The sequence below is a fragment of the Mycobacterium colombiense genome (genome assembly GCF_003284975.1).
GTDB classification, from domain to species: Bacteria; Actinomycetota; Actinomycetes; order Mycobacteriales; family Mycobacteriaceae; genus Mycobacterium; species Mycobacterium europaeum_A.
Window position 1 is genome coordinate 121848 of record NZ_QMEU01000002.1, and the last position, 16594, is coordinate 138441.

Below are 16594 nucleotides of genomic sequence, written 5' to 3' on the forward strand. Positions count from 1 at the left end.
GCCTCGCCGCGCTTGGCGACCCTGACGGGACTCGAACCCGCGACCTCCGCCGTGACAGGGCGGCGCGCTAACCAACTGCGCCACAGGGCCTTGCTGCTGCTCCGCGTCACCGCGTCGCGTACCCCCAACGGGATTCGAACCCGTGCTACCGCCGTGAAAGGGCGGCGTCCTAGGCCACTAGACGATGGGGGCCAGAACCGAATCACTCCGGGGTACTCGCAACGTGGTTTCGTTGGGAGCCACGTCAGCTTAGGTCACGGTGTGCCCAATCCTCAAACGAGCCTCGTTTTCGGTCCAAGTATCCTGAATCTTCGCGGCCCCTATAGCTCAGTTGGTAGAGCTACGGACTTTTAATCCGCAGGTCCCAGGTTCGAGCCCTGGTGGGGGCACCACAGCGCGCGGCACCGCTGCGCGCACCGCGTTCATCGCCCGAGCACCGCGCTGCTGTAGGTGACATCGGCGAAGGCCGCGGCGACGTCGTCGTCGGCGTAGACAAATCCGTTGGCCGCATGCAACTCCGCGACGGTCTGTGACGTGGTCTGCCAGCCGCGCTGGCCCAGGTGGTCGACGATGTGGCTGCGCTGCCCGTGGTACACGAGATCGTTGAAGTCGATTTCGAACCCGAGTTCGCTCATCCGGTCGTGGTGCGCGCGCCACCGCGGGTCGGCGAAAACCGCAGTGTCAGGCACGAATTCGAAGGCGAGGCGGCTGCCGGGGGCACTCAGGTGGGTGATGTTGTCGAACAGCGCGTCCTGGGCGTCGTCGGGCAGGTAGACCACCAGGCCCTCGGCGCTCCATGCCGAGGGCGCCTGCGGATCGAATCCGGCCGCCTGCAGGGCCGAGGCCCAATCGTCGCGCAGATCGATGCCCACGGTGCGACGCTCGGCCGTCGGCTCGGCCCCCAGGTCACTCAGCGTCAGGGTCTTGAACTCGATCACCTCCGGCATGTCGACCTCGTAGACGACGGTGCCCGCTGGCCAGGGCAGCCGGTAGGCCCGGGAATCGAGGCCCGACGCGAGGATCACCACCTGCCCGATGCCGCCGCGGGTGGCGTCCAGAAAAAATTGGTCGTAGAACCGGGTCCGGCAGGCCATCCCCCGCGCCATTCGCTGCGGATCGAACTCCGTGTTACCGCCGGCCGCGATTTCGCCGTTCACCAACCGGACATAGACGTCGATGCCGACCGCCCGCACCAGCGGCGCGGCGTACGGGTCGTCGATCAACTTCGCGTCCGAGGACAGGGCCCGCTGCGCGGCCACCATGGTCGCAGTCGCCCCGACACTGGTCGCCAGGTCCCATCGATCACGTTCGGCGCGCGCCATGGTGCCCCCTTCAATACCGGGTCCGGAAAAAGATAGACAATCTAGTTAGTATCACAGGCTCGGATTCCGCCGTGCGGGACTACTCTGCGAGCTATCTGCTCCCGTTTCAGGAGGGCCCGTGACCGATTTCGCACAACGGACGATCGACCTGGCCCGCCGAAACGTGGCAGACGGGGGCCGCCCCTTCGCGACGGTGATCGTCCAGGACGGCGACGTGCTCGCCGAGAGCGCCAACAAGGTGGCCCAGACCAACGATCCCACCGCGCATGCGGAAATCCTCGCCATCCGCGAGGCCTGCATGAAGATGGGCACCGAGCACCTCGTCGATGCCACCATCTACGTGCTCGCACACCCGTGCCCGATGTGCCTGGGCTCGCTGTACTACTGCTCGCCCAGAGAAGTGGTTTTCCTGACCACCCGTGAGACCTACGAGCAGTACTACCTGGACGACCGAAAGTATTTCGAATTGTCCACGTTCTACGACGAATTCGCGAAGCCATGGGACCGGCGCCGCTTGCCGATGCGCTACGAGCCCAACGACGACGCCGTCGAGGTCTACCGGTTCTGGAACGAGCGCAACGGCGGACGGCGGTGGGCGACGGTCGTCCCGTCCTGTTGAACCGCGCCTTGGCAGCCCGACCGAGCTTCGCTAATATTTGCGTATGCATGCAGATAATGGCAAAGGGCGGCTGCCGGACGACCAGGCCAGCCTGGTCGTCGAGGTTTTCCGGATGCTCGCCGATGCCACGCGCGTGCAGGTGCTCTGGTCGTTGACCGACCACGAGATGTCGGTCAACGAACTAGCCGAGCACGTGGGCAAGCCGGCGCCGTCGGTTTCCCAGCACCTCGCAAAGCTGCGGATGGCCCGGCTGGTCCGCACCCGCCGGGAGGGCACGACGATTTTCTACAGCCTAGAAAACGACCACGTCCGTCAACTCGTCATCGATGCGGTGTTCAACGCCGAGCACGCCGGCCCCGGGGTTCCCGGTCACCACCGCGGCGACGGCGGGCTGACGGCCGTTGCCGAGTCGTCCCCAAAGCGGCGGCACAGCGCCGCGCGCTGACCGGGCGGCAGCCACAAGGCATTTCACCCAAGGAGGGAACAGTAATGAGCGAACAGCACACCCACGACGCGCCGCACGCGCACGAACACCAGCACGGCGACGTCACGCACGCCCACGCGCACACCACGCACGAGCACGAGCACGTCGAGCACGAACACCCACACGCTCACGCCGACGGGACCGAACACACCCACGCGCATGTGCATCAGGCGGGCCTGGAAGAGGTCCACGGTCACGCCCACGCGTAGCGCGTCCGTCGCCCAAGCGGCTCAGGAGACCATCGGGCAGTAGTGCTTGGGATTGCCGCGCTCGTCCTCGGGCGGCAGATTGCGCGCCGGGGTCTGCACCAGCGGCGTGTCGAGGGGGATCCGCCCGCTGGCGCGGTCCAGACCGGCGCGCGCCCGCGGGTGCTTGCGGTACCTGCTCGGCACCAGGGCGAACACCCCGCGAACGAGGTCACCGAAGCGCCGGTGCAGCCATTCGTCGCGGGCCGACCACCGGTAACCCATCAGCTCGCGCACCGGCGGGTCGTACAGGCCGACCGTCACCCAGACGAAAAACGGCGCCAGCAGTTTGCGCTGGGCCGCCCATAGCGCGTCCGGAATCCATTGCGCGAAGGGGGGTTTCGGTAACTCGGTCAGATCGAGCACGGCCCGCGCCGCCCAGTTGCTCTCCAGCACGTTGCGGCACATGTGGTCCCAATAGACCTGGAACTCCTCCCACGACTTCGGCACCGGCCGCATGCTCATGCCGTACATGCGGTACCACTCGACGTGTTCGTCGAACAGCTGGCGCTTCTGCTCCTCGGTGATTCCGCCGCAGAATCGCTCGGCGACGTGAATGGTGCCCATGAAGAACGTGGAGTGCGCCCAATAGAAGACGTCGGGGTTCAACGCGTGGTAGCGCCGGCCCTGTTCGTCGACCCCCTTGATATCGGTGTGATAGTCGCGGACCTCGGCGCCGGTGACCGGAGCGCGGTCCCCGTCGAAGACGACGCCCCCAATGGGATACAGCGAGCGCAGCAGGCGCGGCCAGCGCTCGCGGAAGAACGTGGAGTGATCGATGACCGCCGCGCCCAGTTGCGGGTGCATGTTCTGCATCGATCCCGCCCAGGGACCCTGCAGCATGCCCCGCCAGTCGCCGAAGTACCGCCAGGTCAGCGAATCGGGTCCCAGCGGTGCGGGTGGCGCGTCGTATCCCGCCGGCGATACCGGGCAGCCCCCCGCGACCCCGTCGGGCGCGTCGCCCGAAACCGACTGCTCAGCGGTACCGGTCCCGTCGCTGCGCGCTACGTCGCTGGTCAGAGGGCGCGATGCGGACGTATCTTGAGTCACTATTGGATCCCTGTAGGTATCGTGAAAATCTGACTACAACCGTTGTCAATTTAGAGCTTAGGAGCGATGTGCAGACGGGTCAACGACGGGGGCGCTGGACCGGCGTCCCCTTGGAGAGCCGTCTCGCGCTTCGCCGGGACAACCTGATCAGCGCCGGGGTGCAGTTGCTGGGCAGCCCCGGTGGGCCGGCGCTGACCGTGCGCGCGGTGTGCCGCGCGGCCGCGCTGACCGAGCGCTACTTCTACGAAAGCTTCGCCGACCGTGACGAATTCGTGCGCGCGGTCTACGACGATGTGTGCACGCGCGCGATGGACACGTTGACCTCGGCGACGACCCCGCGCGAGGCCGTCGAGCGATTCGTCGAGCTGATGGTCGACGACCCCGTCCGCGGACGCGTGCTGTTGCTGGCGCCGGCGGTCGAGCCGGTGCTGACCCGCTCCGGGGCGGAGTGGATGCCCAATTTCATCGACCTGTTGCAGCGCAAGCTGTCCCGCATCGGCGACGCCGTGCTGCAGAAGATGATCGCGACCAGCCTGGTAGGCGGGCTGTCGAGCCTGTTCACCGCCTACTTGCATGGGCAGCTGGGTGCCAGCCGCAAGCAATTCATCGATTACTGCATCAACATGCTCTACACCAGCGCCGCGCCGTACGTCCCGTCCGGCGAGCTCGGCAAGTCGCAGTGACGCGTTTTCATTTCCGCCGCATCGGCAAGCCGTACAACTAGACCTACCGACCGGACGCTCGAAACCGGCATCAAACCGTCACCTGGCGCGCCGGAGGAGGAACTTGATGCTACTGAAGTACACAGATATATTGACTGCTACCCATCGACACAGATAACTGGAGGACCTATGTCAGCGGAGCTGACAAACCTACAGCTGCTGCACGAGCTCGAGCCGTTCGTCGAAAAATACCTGAACCGGCACGAGAGCATGCACAAGAACTGGAACCCGCACGACTACATCCCGTGGTCGGACGGCAAGAACTACTACGCGCTCGGTGGGCAGGATTGGGAGCCCGGTCAGTCGAAGTTGTCAGACGTTGCCCAGATCGCGATGGTGCAGAACCTGATGACGGAGGACAACCTGCCGTCCTATCACCGCGAGATCGCGATGAACTTCGGCCTGGACAACGCATGGGGCCAGTGGGTCAACCGCTGGACCGCCGAGGAGAACCGGCACGGTATCGCGCTGCGCGACTACCTGGTGGTGACCCGCGCGGTCGACCCCGTCGAACTGGAGAAGCTGCGCATCGAGGTCGTGAACCGCGGCTTCAGCCCCGGCCAGAACCACCAGGTTCGCGCCGATCTGTTTGCCGAGAGCCTCTTCGACTCGGTCATCTACGTGACGTTCCAGGAACTGGCCACCCGGATCTCGCACCGCAACACCGGCAGGGCCTGCAACGAGACCATCGCCGATCAGTTGCTGGCCAAGATCTCGGCCGACGAGAACCTGCACATGATCTTCTACCGGGACGTCAGCGACGCCGGGTTCGCCGCCGCACCCAACCAGGCGATGAGGTCGCTGCACAAGGTGCTGCGCAACTTCCAGATGCCCGGCTACCAGGTGCCCGAGTTCCGCCGCAAGGCCGTCGCCATCGCCGTCGGCGGCGTGTACGACCCGCGCATCCACCTCGACGACGTGGTCATGCCGGTGCTGAAGAAATGGCGCATCTTCGAGCGTGAGGACTTCACCGGCGAGGCGGCCGCCATGCGCGACGATCTGGCGCTGCTGATCAAGGAACTCGAGGCGACCTGCGAGAAGTTCGAGATTTCCAAGCAACGTCAGCTCGAGCGGGAAGCCCGCACCGGCAAGCGGACCACCGCGTTCGAGCTGCACAAGACCGCGGGCACGCTGACCATGAGCCGGCGGTAACCAAGCGGTGCGCATCGGATCCATCGCGCTCGCCAGCCCGGTGGTCCTGGCTCCGATGGCGGGCGTGACAAACGTCGCTTTCCGAACGCTGTGTCGCGAACTAGAGCTTGCCAAGGTCGGCACCGTCAGCGGGCTGTATGTCTGCGAAATGGTTACGGCGCGTGCGCTTGTCGAGCGTCATCCCGCCACGCTGCACATGACCACGTTCGCCCCCGACGAGTCGCCGCGGTCGCTGCAGCTCTACACCGTCGACCCCGCCACCACCTACGCCGCCGCCAAGATGATCGCCGATGAGGGCTTGGCAGATCACATCGACATGAATTTCGGCTGCCCGGTGCCCAAGGTGACCAAGCGCGGCGGCGGATCGGCGCTGCCGTACAAGCGGCGACTGTTCGGGCAGATCGTCGCCGCGGCGGTGCGCGGCACCGAGGGCACCGCCATACCGGTGACCGTCAAGTTCCGCATCGGCATCGACGACGAGCACCACACGCACCTCGACGCCGGCCGCATCGCCGAAGCCGAAGGGGCGGCCGCCGTCGCGCTGCACGCCCGCACGGCGGCGCAGCGTTACTCCGGGACCGCCGACTGGGACGAGATCGCCCGGCTCAAACAGCATGTGCAGACGATCCCGGTGCTCGGCAACGGCGACATCTATGACGCCAGCGACGCGCTGACGATGATGGCCAGCACCGGCTGCGACGGCGTCGTCATCGGCCGCGGCTGCCTGGGCCGGCCGTGGCTTTTCGCCGAGCTGTCGGCCGCCTTCACCGGCAGCGCGCCGCCCACGCCGCCCACGCTGGGCGAGGTCGCCGACATCGTGCGACGGCACGGCCAGCTGCTGGCCGCGCACTTCGGCGAGGACAAGGGCATGCGCGACATCCGCAAGCACATCGGTTGGTACCTGCACGGCTTCCCGGCCGGCTCCGAGCTGCGCCGGGCGCTGGCGATGGTCAAGACGCTCGACGAGCTGGACCGTCTGCTCGACCGGCTGGACGGCACGGTGCCGTTCCCGAACGAGGCGACGGGCCCGCGCGGCCGGCAGGGCTCACCAGCGCGGGTGGTGCTGCCGGAAGGGTGGCTGACCGACCCGGACGACTGCACGGTCCCGGCGGGCGCCGACGTCATGCACTCCGGGGGCTGAGCCGACCGACTCGAGATCGCGTCCGGACCGATAACTCAGTACCATGTGGGCTTTGTTGCATGCGCTCGGGTAGCGGATGGGTTCGTGCCACTGCACGAGAGCAGCAAAAAATGGTTGGCACCAGCGGCAGCGCTCACAATGCGGCGCTGCGCTGACACTACGCACGCACACGCTGACGTCTGCATCAGAGCTTCGGAGGCCGGTAGGACATGAGTGACGCCGAGAACGACGCCACTCGTAATGGTCGGCATGGCCCGGGCGGGGCGCACGCCCGCCCGATAGCGCCGGACCCGGCGCCGTTGGGCGCCGCCCCCTGGGAGCGATTCTTCCAACCACCGGCCGACGACAGCCTGCACCGGTGGCAGCCCGACACCGGCATCGAGCCCGTCGAGGCGCCCGTGGACGACACCGACCGGGGTGGATCTCACGCCAGGGGCGGCGTCAGCGTCGCGGACCTGATCGCCAAGATCGGCGCCCCCGACCGGCCCGTTCACCACCGCGCCGCTCCCGAGGATCCCGAGCCCGAGCCGGCCGGGGACGAGCCGGGCCTGCCGATCGAGCTGCAGACAACGCAGGTGATCGACGACCTGGCCTACTCCCTGGACGCGGTCGCCGAACTTCGAGCCCTCGAGGCCGCCGACTACCCCAACGACGACGGCGCGGACGACGACGAGACCCCCGACTCCGTCGAGACCGCGGAGCCCAGGCGGCGCCGTCCGCTGTTGCTGGCGGCGCGGTCGACGGCGGCCCTGGCCGCCGTGCTGGCGCTGGCCATGACCGGTGGGGCGTGGCAATGGAGCGCGTCGAAGAACGCCCGGCTCAACAACGTCGCCGCGCTCGACCGGAACTCCAGCGACATCCGCGACCCGGGTGGACAGTACGGCGACGAGGACTTCTTGATCGTCGGCCTCGACTCACGCACGGGTGACAACGGCAACATGGGCGCCGGCACCACCGACGACGCCGACGGAGAGCGGTCGGACTCGGTGATGCTGGTCAACATCCCGGCCAACCGGAAACGCGTGGTGGCCGTGTCGTTCCCCCGCGACCTGGCCATCACCCCGATGCCGTGCGAGGCGTGGAATCCCGACACCGGCAAGTACGGGCCCCTCTACGACCCGAAGACCAAGACCTACGGGCCAAAGACGATCTACACCGAGACCAAACTGAACTCCGCCTTCGCCTTCGGCGGCCCGAAGTGCCTGGTCAAGGAGATCCAGAAACTGTCCGGCTTGAGCATCAACCACTTCATCGCCGTCGATTTCGCCGGTTTCGCGAAAATGGTCGATGCCCTGGGCGGCGTCGAGGTCTGTTCGAGCACCCCACTGCACGACTACGAGCTCGGCACCGTCCTCGAACACGGTGGCCGGCAGGTTCTCGACGGTTCGACCGCGTTGAACTACGTGCGCGCCCGCCAGGTCACCACCGAAGTCAACGGCGATTACGGCCGCATCAAACGCCAGCAGCTGTTCGTGTCGTCGCTGCTGCGGTCGCTGATCTCCGCGGAGACTCTGCTCGACCTCAACAAGCTCAACAACGTGGTCAACATGATCATCGGCAACACCGTCGTCGACAACGTCCAGTCCAAGGACCTGGTCCAACTCGGGCAGTCGCTGCAGGGCATGGCGGCCGGGCACGTCACCTTCGTCACCGTCCCGACCGGTGTCACCGACCAGAACGGCGACGAGCCACCGCGGATGGCCGACATGCGGGCACTGTTCGATGCCATCATCAACGACGATCCGCTGCCCGAAGAAAACGACCAGAACGCACAGAATCTGAGCGCGTCCCCGACGAAGGGGCCGTCGAAGGCGCCCACCACCAAGAAGTCGCCGGCGCCGGCGCCCGAGGCCCAACACGAGCTGATCACCACGACCTCGCCCAGCGGTGTGACGGTGCGGGTGTCCAACGCAACCACGCAGAGCGGTCTGGCCGCCACCGCGACCACCCAGCTCAAGCGGGACGGCTTCAACGTGATGTCACCCGACGATTACCCGAGTTCGGTGAGCGCGACGACGGTGCTGTTCTCGCCCGGCAACGAGGAGGCCGCCGCCACCGTCGCGTCCTCGTTGACCAACGCGAAGGTGCAGCGGGTCTCCGGCTACGGACAGGTGGTGCAGGTGGTGCTTGGCCCCGACTTCAAGTCGGTCAGCACTCCGTCGCCCAGCGGCTCGTCGATGAATCTGCAAATCGAACGCGGCTCGAGCAATGCTCCGGCCAAGCTGCCCGAGGACCTGACCGTCACCAACGCGGCCGACACCACCTGCGAGTAACCGCTTTTGACGGCGCTGCGCTGTCCGTTTGGGGCGGGGAGACCGTACCCTTGTTGATATGCGGACCGCCTACCACGAGCAACTCTCGGAGTTGTCCGAGCGCCTCGGCGAGATGTGCGGCTTGGCAGGAATCGCCATGGAGCGGGCCACCCAAGCTCTGCTGCAGGCCGACTTGGTGCTAGCCGAACAAGTCATCTCCGATCACGAAGCCATCGCCGCGCTCAGCGCGCGCGCCGAGGAAAGCGCCTTCGTACTACTGGCATTGCAGGCACCGGTCGCCGGTGACCTGAGGGCCATCGTGAGTGCCATTCAGATGGTGGCGGACATCGACCGGATGGGCGCGCTGGCGCTGCACGTCGCCAAGATCGCCCGTCGTCGCCATCCCCAGCACGCCCTACCGGAGGAGGTCAACGGCTACTTCGCCGAAATGGGCAGCATCGCAGTCGAATTGGGCAACAGCGCCCAAGAGGTGGTGCTGTCCCGCGACCCGGAGAAGGCCGCCCGGATCCGCGAAGAAGACGACGCCATGGACGATCTGCACCGGCACCTGTTCTCGGTGCTGATGGACCGTGAATGGAAACACGGCGTCGCCGCGGCCGTCGACGTGACGTTGCTGGGCAGGTTCTACGAGCGCTTCGCCGACCACGCCGTCGAGGTGGCCCGGCGGGTCATCTTCCAGGCGACGGGCAGGCTGCCCGAGGAAGAAGCGAAATCCGCGTCGCAGTAACGATCGGGCTAGCCGAAGCGGCCCGAGATGTAGTCCTCGGTGGCCTTCTGGCTCGGGTTGGAGAAGATCTTCTCGGTGTCGTCGACTTCGATCAGCCGCCCCGGTTTTCCGACCGCTTCCAGGTTGAAGAACGCAGTGTAGTCACTGACCCGCGCCGCCTGCTGCATGTTGTGGGTGACGATGACGATGGTGTAATCCTGCTTCAGCTCGCTGATCAGCTCTTCGATGGCCATCGTCGAGATGGGGTCCAGCGCCGAACACGGCTCGTCCATCAGCAGCACGTCGGGTTGCACGGCGATGGCCCGTGCGATGCACAGGCGCTGCTGCTGGCCGCCGGACAGTCCGCCGCCTGGCCTGTCCAACCGGTTCTTGACCTCGTCCCACAGGTTCGCCCCGCGTAGCGAATACTCGGCCGTCTCATCGAGCACCTTGCGATTGCGGACCCCCTGCAGCCTCAGGCCGGCGACAACGTTGTCACGAATCGACATGGCGGGGAACGGGTTTGGCCGCTGGAACACCATCCCGATGGCACGGCGCACGCCGACCGGATCGACGCCGGCGCCGTAGATGTCTTCGTCGTCGAGCAGCACGCTGCCCTCGACCCGTCCACCGGGCACCACCTCGTGCATGCGGTTGAGCGTGCGCAACACCGTCGTCTTGCCGCACCCGGAGGGGCCGATGAACGCGGTCACGCTGCGGGGCAGAACCGACAGCGTCACATCCGAGACCGCGTGAAACGATCCGTAATAGATGTTGACGCCCTTGAGGTCCAACCGTTTGGCCACTTAGTGCTCCTGCCTATGACTTCCTGGCGCCCAGGAATTTCGCTATCACTCGGGCCGCGATATTGATGATGGCGATCACCAGGATGAGGGTTAATGCGGCGCCCCACAACCGATCCGTGGGGATGGGGTTCAGGCCCGCACCGGCCGACGTCTGGTTGAACATCATCCCGGGCAGTGTCCCCATGAACCCGCTGAAGATGTCGAAGTTCATCGACTGCGCGTACCCCACGAGGATCAGCAGCGGCGCCGTCTCCCCCATCACCCTGGCCATCGCCAGCAGTATCCCGGTGACAATGCCCGACAGCCCGGTGGGGATGACCACCCGGGCAATGGTTTTCCACTTGGTGATGCCCAGCGCGTAACTGGCCTCGCGGAGATCCACCGGCACGATCCGCAGCATCTCCTCGGTGGCGCGCACGATCACCGGAAGCATCAACAAGACCAGCGCCAGCGACACCGCGAACTCCGACCGCGACAGCCCCAGTGTCGCCACGCACAACGCGTAGATGAACAGCGCGGCAACGATTGACGGCACACCGCTCAGGATGTCCACCATGAACGAGGCCAATCTGCCCAGCGGGGTTCCGCCGCCGTACTCCACGAGATAGATCGCGACCATCAGCCCGAGCGGGACTGAGATGGCGGCGCATACCAATCCCTGCAGCACGGTGCCGACCAGCGCGTGGTAGGCGCCGCCACCGGACACGAATGCCGTCATCCCCGCTTGCGAGTGCGACCACCACGTGGTCGACGCGATGGTCTTGAGGCCCTTGGCGACCACCGACCACAACACCATCACCAGCGGGGTCACGGCCACCAGCAGCGACAGTGACACCAGAAGCGTCGCAATGGTATTCGCGATACGGCGGCGCCGGCTGACCGGCGAGAAGGTCCGCGGTTTGAGCGGGCGGTCCAACATCGAGGTCATTGCGCCCCCTTTCGCGCCGCCCCGGCGACGGCGCCCCGGGCCAGGGCGTCGACCACGAAGGTGAGCACGAATAGGGTCAGGCCCGCGGCGATGTACGCGCCGGCCTTGTATCGGTCGTCGAATTCGGCCGCCGCGCCTGCGATCTTGGTCGCGAAGGTGGAGCCGCCGTCGAACAGCGACCAGCCGAACGCCGACTGGGTGCCGCGCAGGATGATCAGCAGCGCCACCGTCTCACCCAGGGCGCGGCCCAGCCCCAGCATCGAGCCGCTGACGTAGCCCGACCGGCCGAACGGCAGCGTGACGGTCTTGACCACCTCCCAACGGGTGGCACCGAGCGCCAGCGCGGCCTCGATCTGGTCTTGCGGCGTCTGGACGAACACCTCCCGCGTGACCGCGGTGATGATCGGCAGGATCATCACCGCCAGGACGATGCCGCCGGTGAAGATGGTGCCGCCACCGGCCGGCGAAGCGTTGCCGTTGGCGAACAGAAAACACCAACCCAGCGAGCGATTGAGCCAGGTGGCGACGGGACGCAGCTGCGGCGCCAACACGTACAGACCCCACGCCCCGTAGATGATCGACGGGACCGCGGCCAGCAGGTCGACCGAGTAGGCCAGCGGGGTGGCGACCCGCCGCGGCGCGTACTGCGTGATGAAGATGGCCACGCCCAGCGCGACCGGCATGGCCAGGATCAACGCGAACAGCGACACGAACACTGTGACCGGCACCAGGCTGGCGATGCCGAAGTGCATCGCCGAGGTGTCCGTGGTGGACCAGGTGCCGCCGTAGCTGAAGAAGTTCTCCCGATTGCGATGCAGCGCCGGTATCGCGCGCCCGAGCAAAAAGGCCGCGATCGCGGCGATGACCACGATGATGAGCACGCCCGACGACTGCGCCAGCCACCGGAAAATCCGGTCCCCCACGTGGGGCCGGCCCTCGCCCCAGGGGCTGATCGGCGTAGCCTGCGACTCCGGAAATGGCGCGGCGACGACCGCACCCGAACCCGCGTCATTGGGATTCGCCCCGGAAAACCCCGTCACTGTGATCCCGTCACAGTCCTGCTGTCGCTCCTCGAAACCCGATTCACTTGGCTACTGCAGCGCATCGATCGCCGTAACCAGTCGTTCCCTGACCTTATCGGGCAGCGGCACGTACCCGGCCCTCGCCAATTCGCCCTGCCCGCTACTGGCGGCGATGGCAAGGAACGATTTGATGGCCGCGGAGGTCTGGGGGTCGTAGCCCTTCGAGCAAACGATCTCGTAGGTGACCAGCAGCAACGGATAGACACCCGGCTCCTCGGAGCCGTACATGGCGTTGAGGTCAAGGACCAGGTCATGGCCCTCGGCGAGGAATTTGGCCGCCTTGACGGCGTTTCCCGCCGTGTCGTTGGTCAGCGGAATGACGCCGCCGCGCGTGGCGATTTTGGCGTAGGGCATGCGGGCCTGGTCGGCGAAGCCCTTCTCGACGTATCCGATGGCGCCCGGGGTGGCCCGCACCGCCTGGATGACGCCGGCCGACTTCGCGGCGCCCTCCCCGACCCCGCCCTGGAATTCGGTGCCGACCCCTTTGGACCAGCTCTGCGGCGCGGCCGCGGTCAGATACTTCTGAACGTTGTCCGTGGTTCCCGACGAGTCGGTCCGGTAGATCGGCGTGATCTTGGTGTCGGGCAGCGCCGTGCCCGGGTTGAGGGCCACCAGGATCGGGTCGTTCCAGCTGGTGATCCTGCCGGTGAAGATCTTGGCCAGCGCGTCACTGTTGATCACCAGCCCCGGATTCCCGGGCAGGTTGTAGACGATCCCGATCGGACCGAAGACCAGCGGCAGATCCCACGCCGGATTCCCGTCGCAGCGTTTGGCGGCCGGGCCGATCTGGTCGGCGACCAAGGGTGAATCCGCGCCCGCGAAGTCGACGTGCCCGGCGATGAATTGCTCACGGCCCGCGCCGGATCCGGTCGGGTTGTAGGCCAGGGCCTTGCCCGGACAGTACTGGCCCCACACCTGGTTGAACACCGTGATCGCGTTCTCTTGGGCGGTCGAGCCCTCCGCCGTCAGCTTGTTCTTTCCGTCGCACGCCGGCGTTCCGGTGACGCCGGAGACGCTGGGCGCGGTGGCCCCGCGGCGGTTCTCATCGCTACCGCAGGCGGTCAGCGCTCCGGCACCGAGCGCCGTCGCCAGCGCCGCGGCGGCCAGCGCCCTGCCCTGCCTGTCGAGCCTCACCGATCTCGCTTTCTTGATGCGTTGCGGGCGCACGTGGGTGTCGCTGGCCATTCTTGTGTGAGGTTGCCAGGCGACGGCCAAACTATGCGCCGCCGCCGGCCACAGCAACGTCTGGGTAACCCAGGACCAGATTAACGATCCGGGTCGCCGGCGCTCGTACCCGCGGTCAGTGGGCCGCCGGGACGACCGCGTATGCGGTGTCGACGCTATAGGTGGTGAAGCCCAAGCGCTCATAGGTGCGCACCGCTGCGACGTTGTCCGACTCCACGTACAGCATCACGGTGGGGTCGGCTGAACTTTCCGTGTCGGCCAGGCGCCGCCCCAGCCATTCGATGCCGACGGCGGTCAGCGCCTGCCCCAGTCCGCGGCCTTGCGCCGACGGATCGACGCCCACGACGTACACCTCGCCCAGGCCGGGCCGATCGAGGTGCACCTTCGTCCAGTGGAAGCCCAGCAGCGTGCCGGGCTGATCACTTCTGGCGTCGCCGAACGCGAGAAATAGGCCCGCCGGGTCGAACCACGGTTCGTCGCGCCGCTCCGCCAGCTCGACGTCGGTCCAGCCGCCCTGCTCGGGGTGATAGGCGAACGCGGCGTTGTTGACCCGCAACAGCTCGGCGTCGTCCGAGGGGCCCGCGTAGGTGCGGATTTCCACCCCGGGCACCGCCGGCACGGTGTCGGGCAGATCGCGCAACGAGCGCCGCATCTGCATCAGTTCCCGCACCGGGGTCAGGCCCAGCGCGGAAGCGGTCGCGCGGGCCGGTTCCAGCGTGCCGTGCGCCCAGAACCGGTTGCCCGCACCGGTTTTGGCCAACGCCGCGCGCGCCAGCGTGGACCCGATACCGCGCCGGCGCGCCTGCGGGTGCACCACGAGTTCGGCCATGCCGGTTTCGCCGTCGCGCGGCGGGCTCAGGTTGAGATAGCCGACGATCGCGTCGGCGGATCCACTGATCAGCAGATGCTCGGTGCGGTCGTGCCCGAGCTCGCGTAGCACCTGTTCGCCCACGGGCGCGACTCCGTCGTATTCCGTTGCCGCGCCGACGAGTTCCCGTACGGCCTGCTGCTCTTCGACGGTCAGCGTGCGACGCCAGTCGGGCGAGCTCACTGCGTATGCAACGGATCGACCAGCGGATCTTCGAGGTCCTGCGATTCGGCTTCGGATTCGGCACCGTCGGCGTCCTCGGGCTCGGCGACCGGCGTGCGGCCGCGCGCCGGACGGACGGCCTTGTAACCCACGTTGCGCACGGTGCCGATCAGTGCCTCGTACTCGGGACCGAGTTTGGCCCGCAGGCGACGCACGTGCACATCGACGGTGCGGGTGCCGCCGAAGAAGTCGTAGCCCCACACCTCGTGCAGCAGCTGAGCGCGGGTGAACACCCGCCCGGCATGCTGCGCCAGGTATTTGAGCAGTTCGAATTCTTTGTAGGTCAGATCCAGCGGTCGGCCCCGCAGGCGGGCGGTGTAGGTGCCTTCGTCGATCACCAGTTCGCCGAGGCTGACCTTGCCGGCGCTCTCCTGGTCCGCGAGCCCGCCGCGACGGCCGACCACCAGCCGCAGCCGCGCGTCTACCTCGGCCGGCCCGGTGGTGGGCAGCAGGATCTCGTCCAGACCCCAATCGGAGCTGACAGCCACCAGCCCGCCCTCGGTGACCACGGCCAGCACTGGAACCGACCGGCCGGCCGTGCTCAGCAGGCGGCACAGCCCGCGCGCCGACGACAGGTCCGTGCGCGCGTCGACGATCACCGCATCCGCGGTCCCGGCCTCGAGCAACGAAGAGGGCTCTGGCGGCGCCGTCCGGACGGTGTGCGGAAGCAGGGACAACGACGGCAGGACCGGGTCGGGATGCAGCTCCGCGGTCAGCAGTAGTAGCTCCAACTAGCCCCTCCAGCTCGGGGGAACGGCATCTCCCAAATTCACAACGCCATTAAGCGTTAGTTACCAGGTCATCTAACGATAACGTGTCACCTGCCTTTTTCGCGTGGTAGATGGGCCAGTGTGAGCCCCGCCACGACCGGTCCGGCGGCCACCCGCTCGGGGGCGTTGCGCCACAATATGCGGGTGCGCAAGGTGCTGATTGGTTTGACCGCGACGGCGATCCTGGTCGCGGTGGTCGCCCTCAGCGCGATCGGCGTCGATTACGGGACCAGTATCTACGCCGAATACCGGCTGTCGTCCAGCGTCCGCAAGGCGGCCAGGCTGGGCACCGACCCGTTCGTGGCCATCGTGGCGTTTCCCTTCCTTCCCCAGGCGATGCGCGGCAACTACAGCCAGGTGGAGATCAAGGCCAACGCCATCGACCACACGATGACCGGCCGGGCCACGCTGGAAGCCACGATGTACTCGGTGGACCTGTCGCAGGCGTCGTGGCTGATCGGCCCGGACGCGAAGCTAGCCGTGGGCAAGCTGGAGAGCCGCATCATCGTCGACTCGACGCACCTGGGCCGGTTCATGGGCATCAGCGACCTGATGGTGGAGGCGCCGCCCAAGGAGACCAACACCTCCACCGGCGGCGTCACCGCGTCGGGCATCTCGGACAGCCACGGTCTGGTGTTCACCGGGACACCCAAATCGGCGGGCTTCGATCGGCGCGTCAGCGTCTCGGTCGACCTCTCCATCGCCCCGGACGACCCGGCGACGCTGGTCTTCACCCCGACCGGCGTGCTGACCGGATCCGACACCGCCAACCAGACGGTCCCGGCGGACAAGAGGGACGCGGTGCTGCATGCGTTCAGCGGACGGCTGCCCAATCAGCGGCTGCCTTTCGGCGTCGCGCCGACCACCGAGGGAGCCCGCGGATCCGACGTCATCATCGAGGGCATCACCCGCGGAGTAACCGTGACCCTCGCGGGGTTTAAACAGTCATGACCTGTGCCGACGACGATTCAGAGCGCAGCGATGAGGCGGGGGCACCTCCCGCTTGCGGGGGAGAGTGG

Annotated in this window: 17 protein-coding genes and 3 tRNA genes; 10 read left to right on the forward strand and 10 right to left on the reverse strand. The window is 67.0% G+C overall.

Features of this window, described 5'->3' with window-relative positions; genetic code table 11:
• Positions 1 to 13 precede the first annotated feature (13 nt).
• Both DQP58_RS01630 and DQP58_RS01635 read right to left on the reverse strand, forming a co-directional pair.
• Positions 14 to 90 (reverse strand) — tRNA-Asp (locus DQP58_RS01630).
• 29 nt (positions 91 to 119) lie between these two features.
• A tRNA-Glu gene (locus DQP58_RS01635) sits at positions 120 to 192 on the reverse strand.
• Positions 193 to 316: 124 nt separating this feature from the next.
• Here DQP58_RS01635 and DQP58_RS01640 point away from each other — a divergent pair.
• A tRNA-Lys gene (locus DQP58_RS01640) sits at positions 317 to 392 on the forward strand.
• A gap of 30 nt (positions 393 to 422) precedes the next feature.
• Here DQP58_RS01640 and DQP58_RS01645 read toward each other — a convergent pair.
• Positions 423 to 1322 carry a class I SAM-dependent methyltransferase gene (locus tag DQP58_RS01645; protein ID WP_112706764.1) on the reverse strand — a complete coding sequence of 300 codons (900 nt, stop codon included), beginning with the start codon at positions 1320 to 1322 and terminating at the stop codon, positions 423 to 425.
• A gap of 118 nt (positions 1323 to 1440) precedes the next feature.
• Here DQP58_RS01645 and DQP58_RS01650 point away from each other — a divergent pair, with 118 nt between their 5' ends.
• The 3 genes from DQP58_RS01650 to DQP58_RS01660 are packed head-to-tail and all read left to right on the forward strand — an operon-like array spanning position 1441 to position 2634.
• A complete protein-coding gene (locus DQP58_RS01650) occupies positions 1441 to 1941 on the forward strand; it encodes a nucleoside deaminase (RefSeq protein ID WP_112706765.1) in 501 nt (166 codons plus the stop codon).
• Between the two features lie 43 nt (positions 1942 to 1984).
• Entirely contained in the window at positions 1985 to 2386 is a 402-nt protein-coding gene (locus DQP58_RS01655) for an ArsR/SmtB family transcription factor (protein WP_112706766.1), read from the forward strand.
• A 44-nt stretch (positions 2387 to 2430) separates the two neighbouring features.
• Positions 2431 to 2634, forward strand: coding sequence for a zinc transporter Slc39a7 (locus DQP58_RS01660; RefSeq protein ID WP_112706767.1), 204 nt, complete (start codon positions 2431 to 2433; stop codon positions 2632 to 2634).
• A gap of 21 nt (positions 2635 to 2655) precedes the next feature.
• Here DQP58_RS01660 and DQP58_RS01665 read toward each other — a convergent pair whose 3' ends face one another.
• Positions 2656 to 3720, reverse strand: a complete 1065-nt coding sequence (locus tag DQP58_RS01665; RefSeq protein WP_112706768.1) for an oxygenase MpaB family protein — start codon at positions 3718 to 3720, stop codon at positions 2656 to 2658.
• Positions 3721 to 3788: 68 nt separating this feature from the next.
• Between DQP58_RS01665 and DQP58_RS01670 the strand changes: the two genes are divergently transcribed.
• The 5 genes from DQP58_RS01670 to phoU all read left to right on the forward strand — a co-directional run bounded on the left by DQP58_RS01670 (position 3789) and on the right by phoU (position 9735).
• Positions 3789 to 4403, forward strand: a complete 615-nt coding sequence (locus DQP58_RS01670) for a TetR/AcrR family transcriptional regulator (RefSeq protein ID WP_112706769.1) — start codon at positions 3789 to 3791, stop codon at positions 4401 to 4403.
• A 168-nt stretch (positions 4404 to 4571) separates the two neighbouring features.
• Positions 4572 to 5594 carry an acyl-ACP desaturase gene (locus tag DQP58_RS01675; RefSeq protein WP_066865563.1) on the forward strand — a complete coding sequence of 341 codons (1023 nt, stop codon included), beginning with the start codon at positions 4572 to 4574 and terminating at the stop codon, positions 5592 to 5594.
• Between the two features lie 7 nt (positions 5595 to 5601).
• A complete protein-coding gene (gene dusB, locus DQP58_RS01680; RefSeq protein ID WP_112706770.1) occupies positions 5602 to 6735 on the forward strand; it encodes a tRNA dihydrouridine synthase DusB in 1134 nt (377 codons plus the stop codon).
• A 209-nt stretch (positions 6736 to 6944) separates the two neighbouring features.
• Positions 6945 to 9008, forward strand: coding sequence for an LCP family protein (locus tag DQP58_RS01690; protein ID WP_112706771.1), 2064 nt, complete (start codon positions 6945 to 6947; stop codon positions 9006 to 9008).
• 58 nt (positions 9009 to 9066) lie between these two features.
• Positions 9067 to 9735 (forward strand): phosphate signaling complex protein PhoU, encoded by a 669-nt coding sequence (gene phoU / locus DQP58_RS01695; protein ID WP_064951288.1) that lies wholly within the window; start codon positions 9067 to 9069, stop codon positions 9733 to 9735.
• A gap of 8 nt (positions 9736 to 9743) precedes the next feature.
• Here the strand turns inward: phoU and pstB are convergent, their stop codons facing one another.
• The 6 genes from pstB to DQP58_RS01725 form a co-directional block, all read right to left on the reverse strand.
• Positions 9744 to 10520, reverse strand: a complete 777-nt coding sequence (pstB, locus tag DQP58_RS01700) for a phosphate ABC transporter ATP-binding protein PstB (RefSeq protein ID WP_066865555.1) — start codon at positions 10518 to 10520, stop codon at positions 9744 to 9746.
• Between the two features lie 13 nt (positions 10521 to 10533).
• On the reverse strand, positions 10534 to 11448 hold the full coding sequence (pstA, locus tag DQP58_RS01705) for a phosphate ABC transporter permease PstA (protein ID WP_112706772.1): 915 nt from the start codon (positions 11446 to 11448) through the stop codon (positions 10534 to 10536).
• The gene (gene pstC / locus DQP58_RS01710; protein ID WP_112706773.1) at positions 11445 to 12488 is read right to left on the reverse strand and encodes a phosphate ABC transporter permease subunit PstC; all 1044 of its coding nucleotides are present in this window, start codon (positions 12486 to 12488) and stop codon (positions 11445 to 11447) included. The genes pstA and pstC overlap by 4 nt, the downstream gene beginning before the upstream one ends.
• 51 nt (positions 12489 to 12539) lie before the next feature.
• Positions 12540 to 13664, reverse strand: a complete 1125-nt coding sequence (pstS, locus tag DQP58_RS01715) for a phosphate ABC transporter substrate-binding protein PstS (protein ID WP_112706801.1) — start codon at positions 13662 to 13664, stop codon at positions 12540 to 12542.
• A 166-nt stretch (positions 13665 to 13830) separates the two neighbouring features.
• Positions 13831 to 14766, reverse strand: coding sequence for a mycothiol synthase (gene mshD, locus DQP58_RS01720; RefSeq protein ID WP_112706774.1), 936 nt, complete (start codon positions 14764 to 14766; stop codon positions 13831 to 13833).
• The gene (locus DQP58_RS01725; RefSeq protein ID WP_112706775.1) at positions 14763 to 15536 is read right to left on the reverse strand and encodes a winged helix-turn-helix transcriptional regulator; all 774 of its coding nucleotides are present in this window, start codon (positions 15534 to 15536) and stop codon (positions 14763 to 14765) included. The genes mshD and DQP58_RS01725 overlap by 4 nt, the downstream gene beginning before the upstream one ends.
• Before the next feature lie 177 nt (positions 15537 to 15713).
• On the opposite strand from DQP58_RS01725, the gene lmeA reads away from it, so the two are divergent.
• The gene (gene lmeA, locus DQP58_RS01730) at positions 15714 to 16526 is read left to right on the forward strand and encodes a mannan chain length control protein LmeA (RefSeq protein ID WP_112706776.1); all 813 of its coding nucleotides are present in this window, start codon (positions 15714 to 15716) and stop codon (positions 16524 to 16526) included.
• The last annotated feature ends 68 nt before the right edge of the window (positions 16527 to 16594 follow it).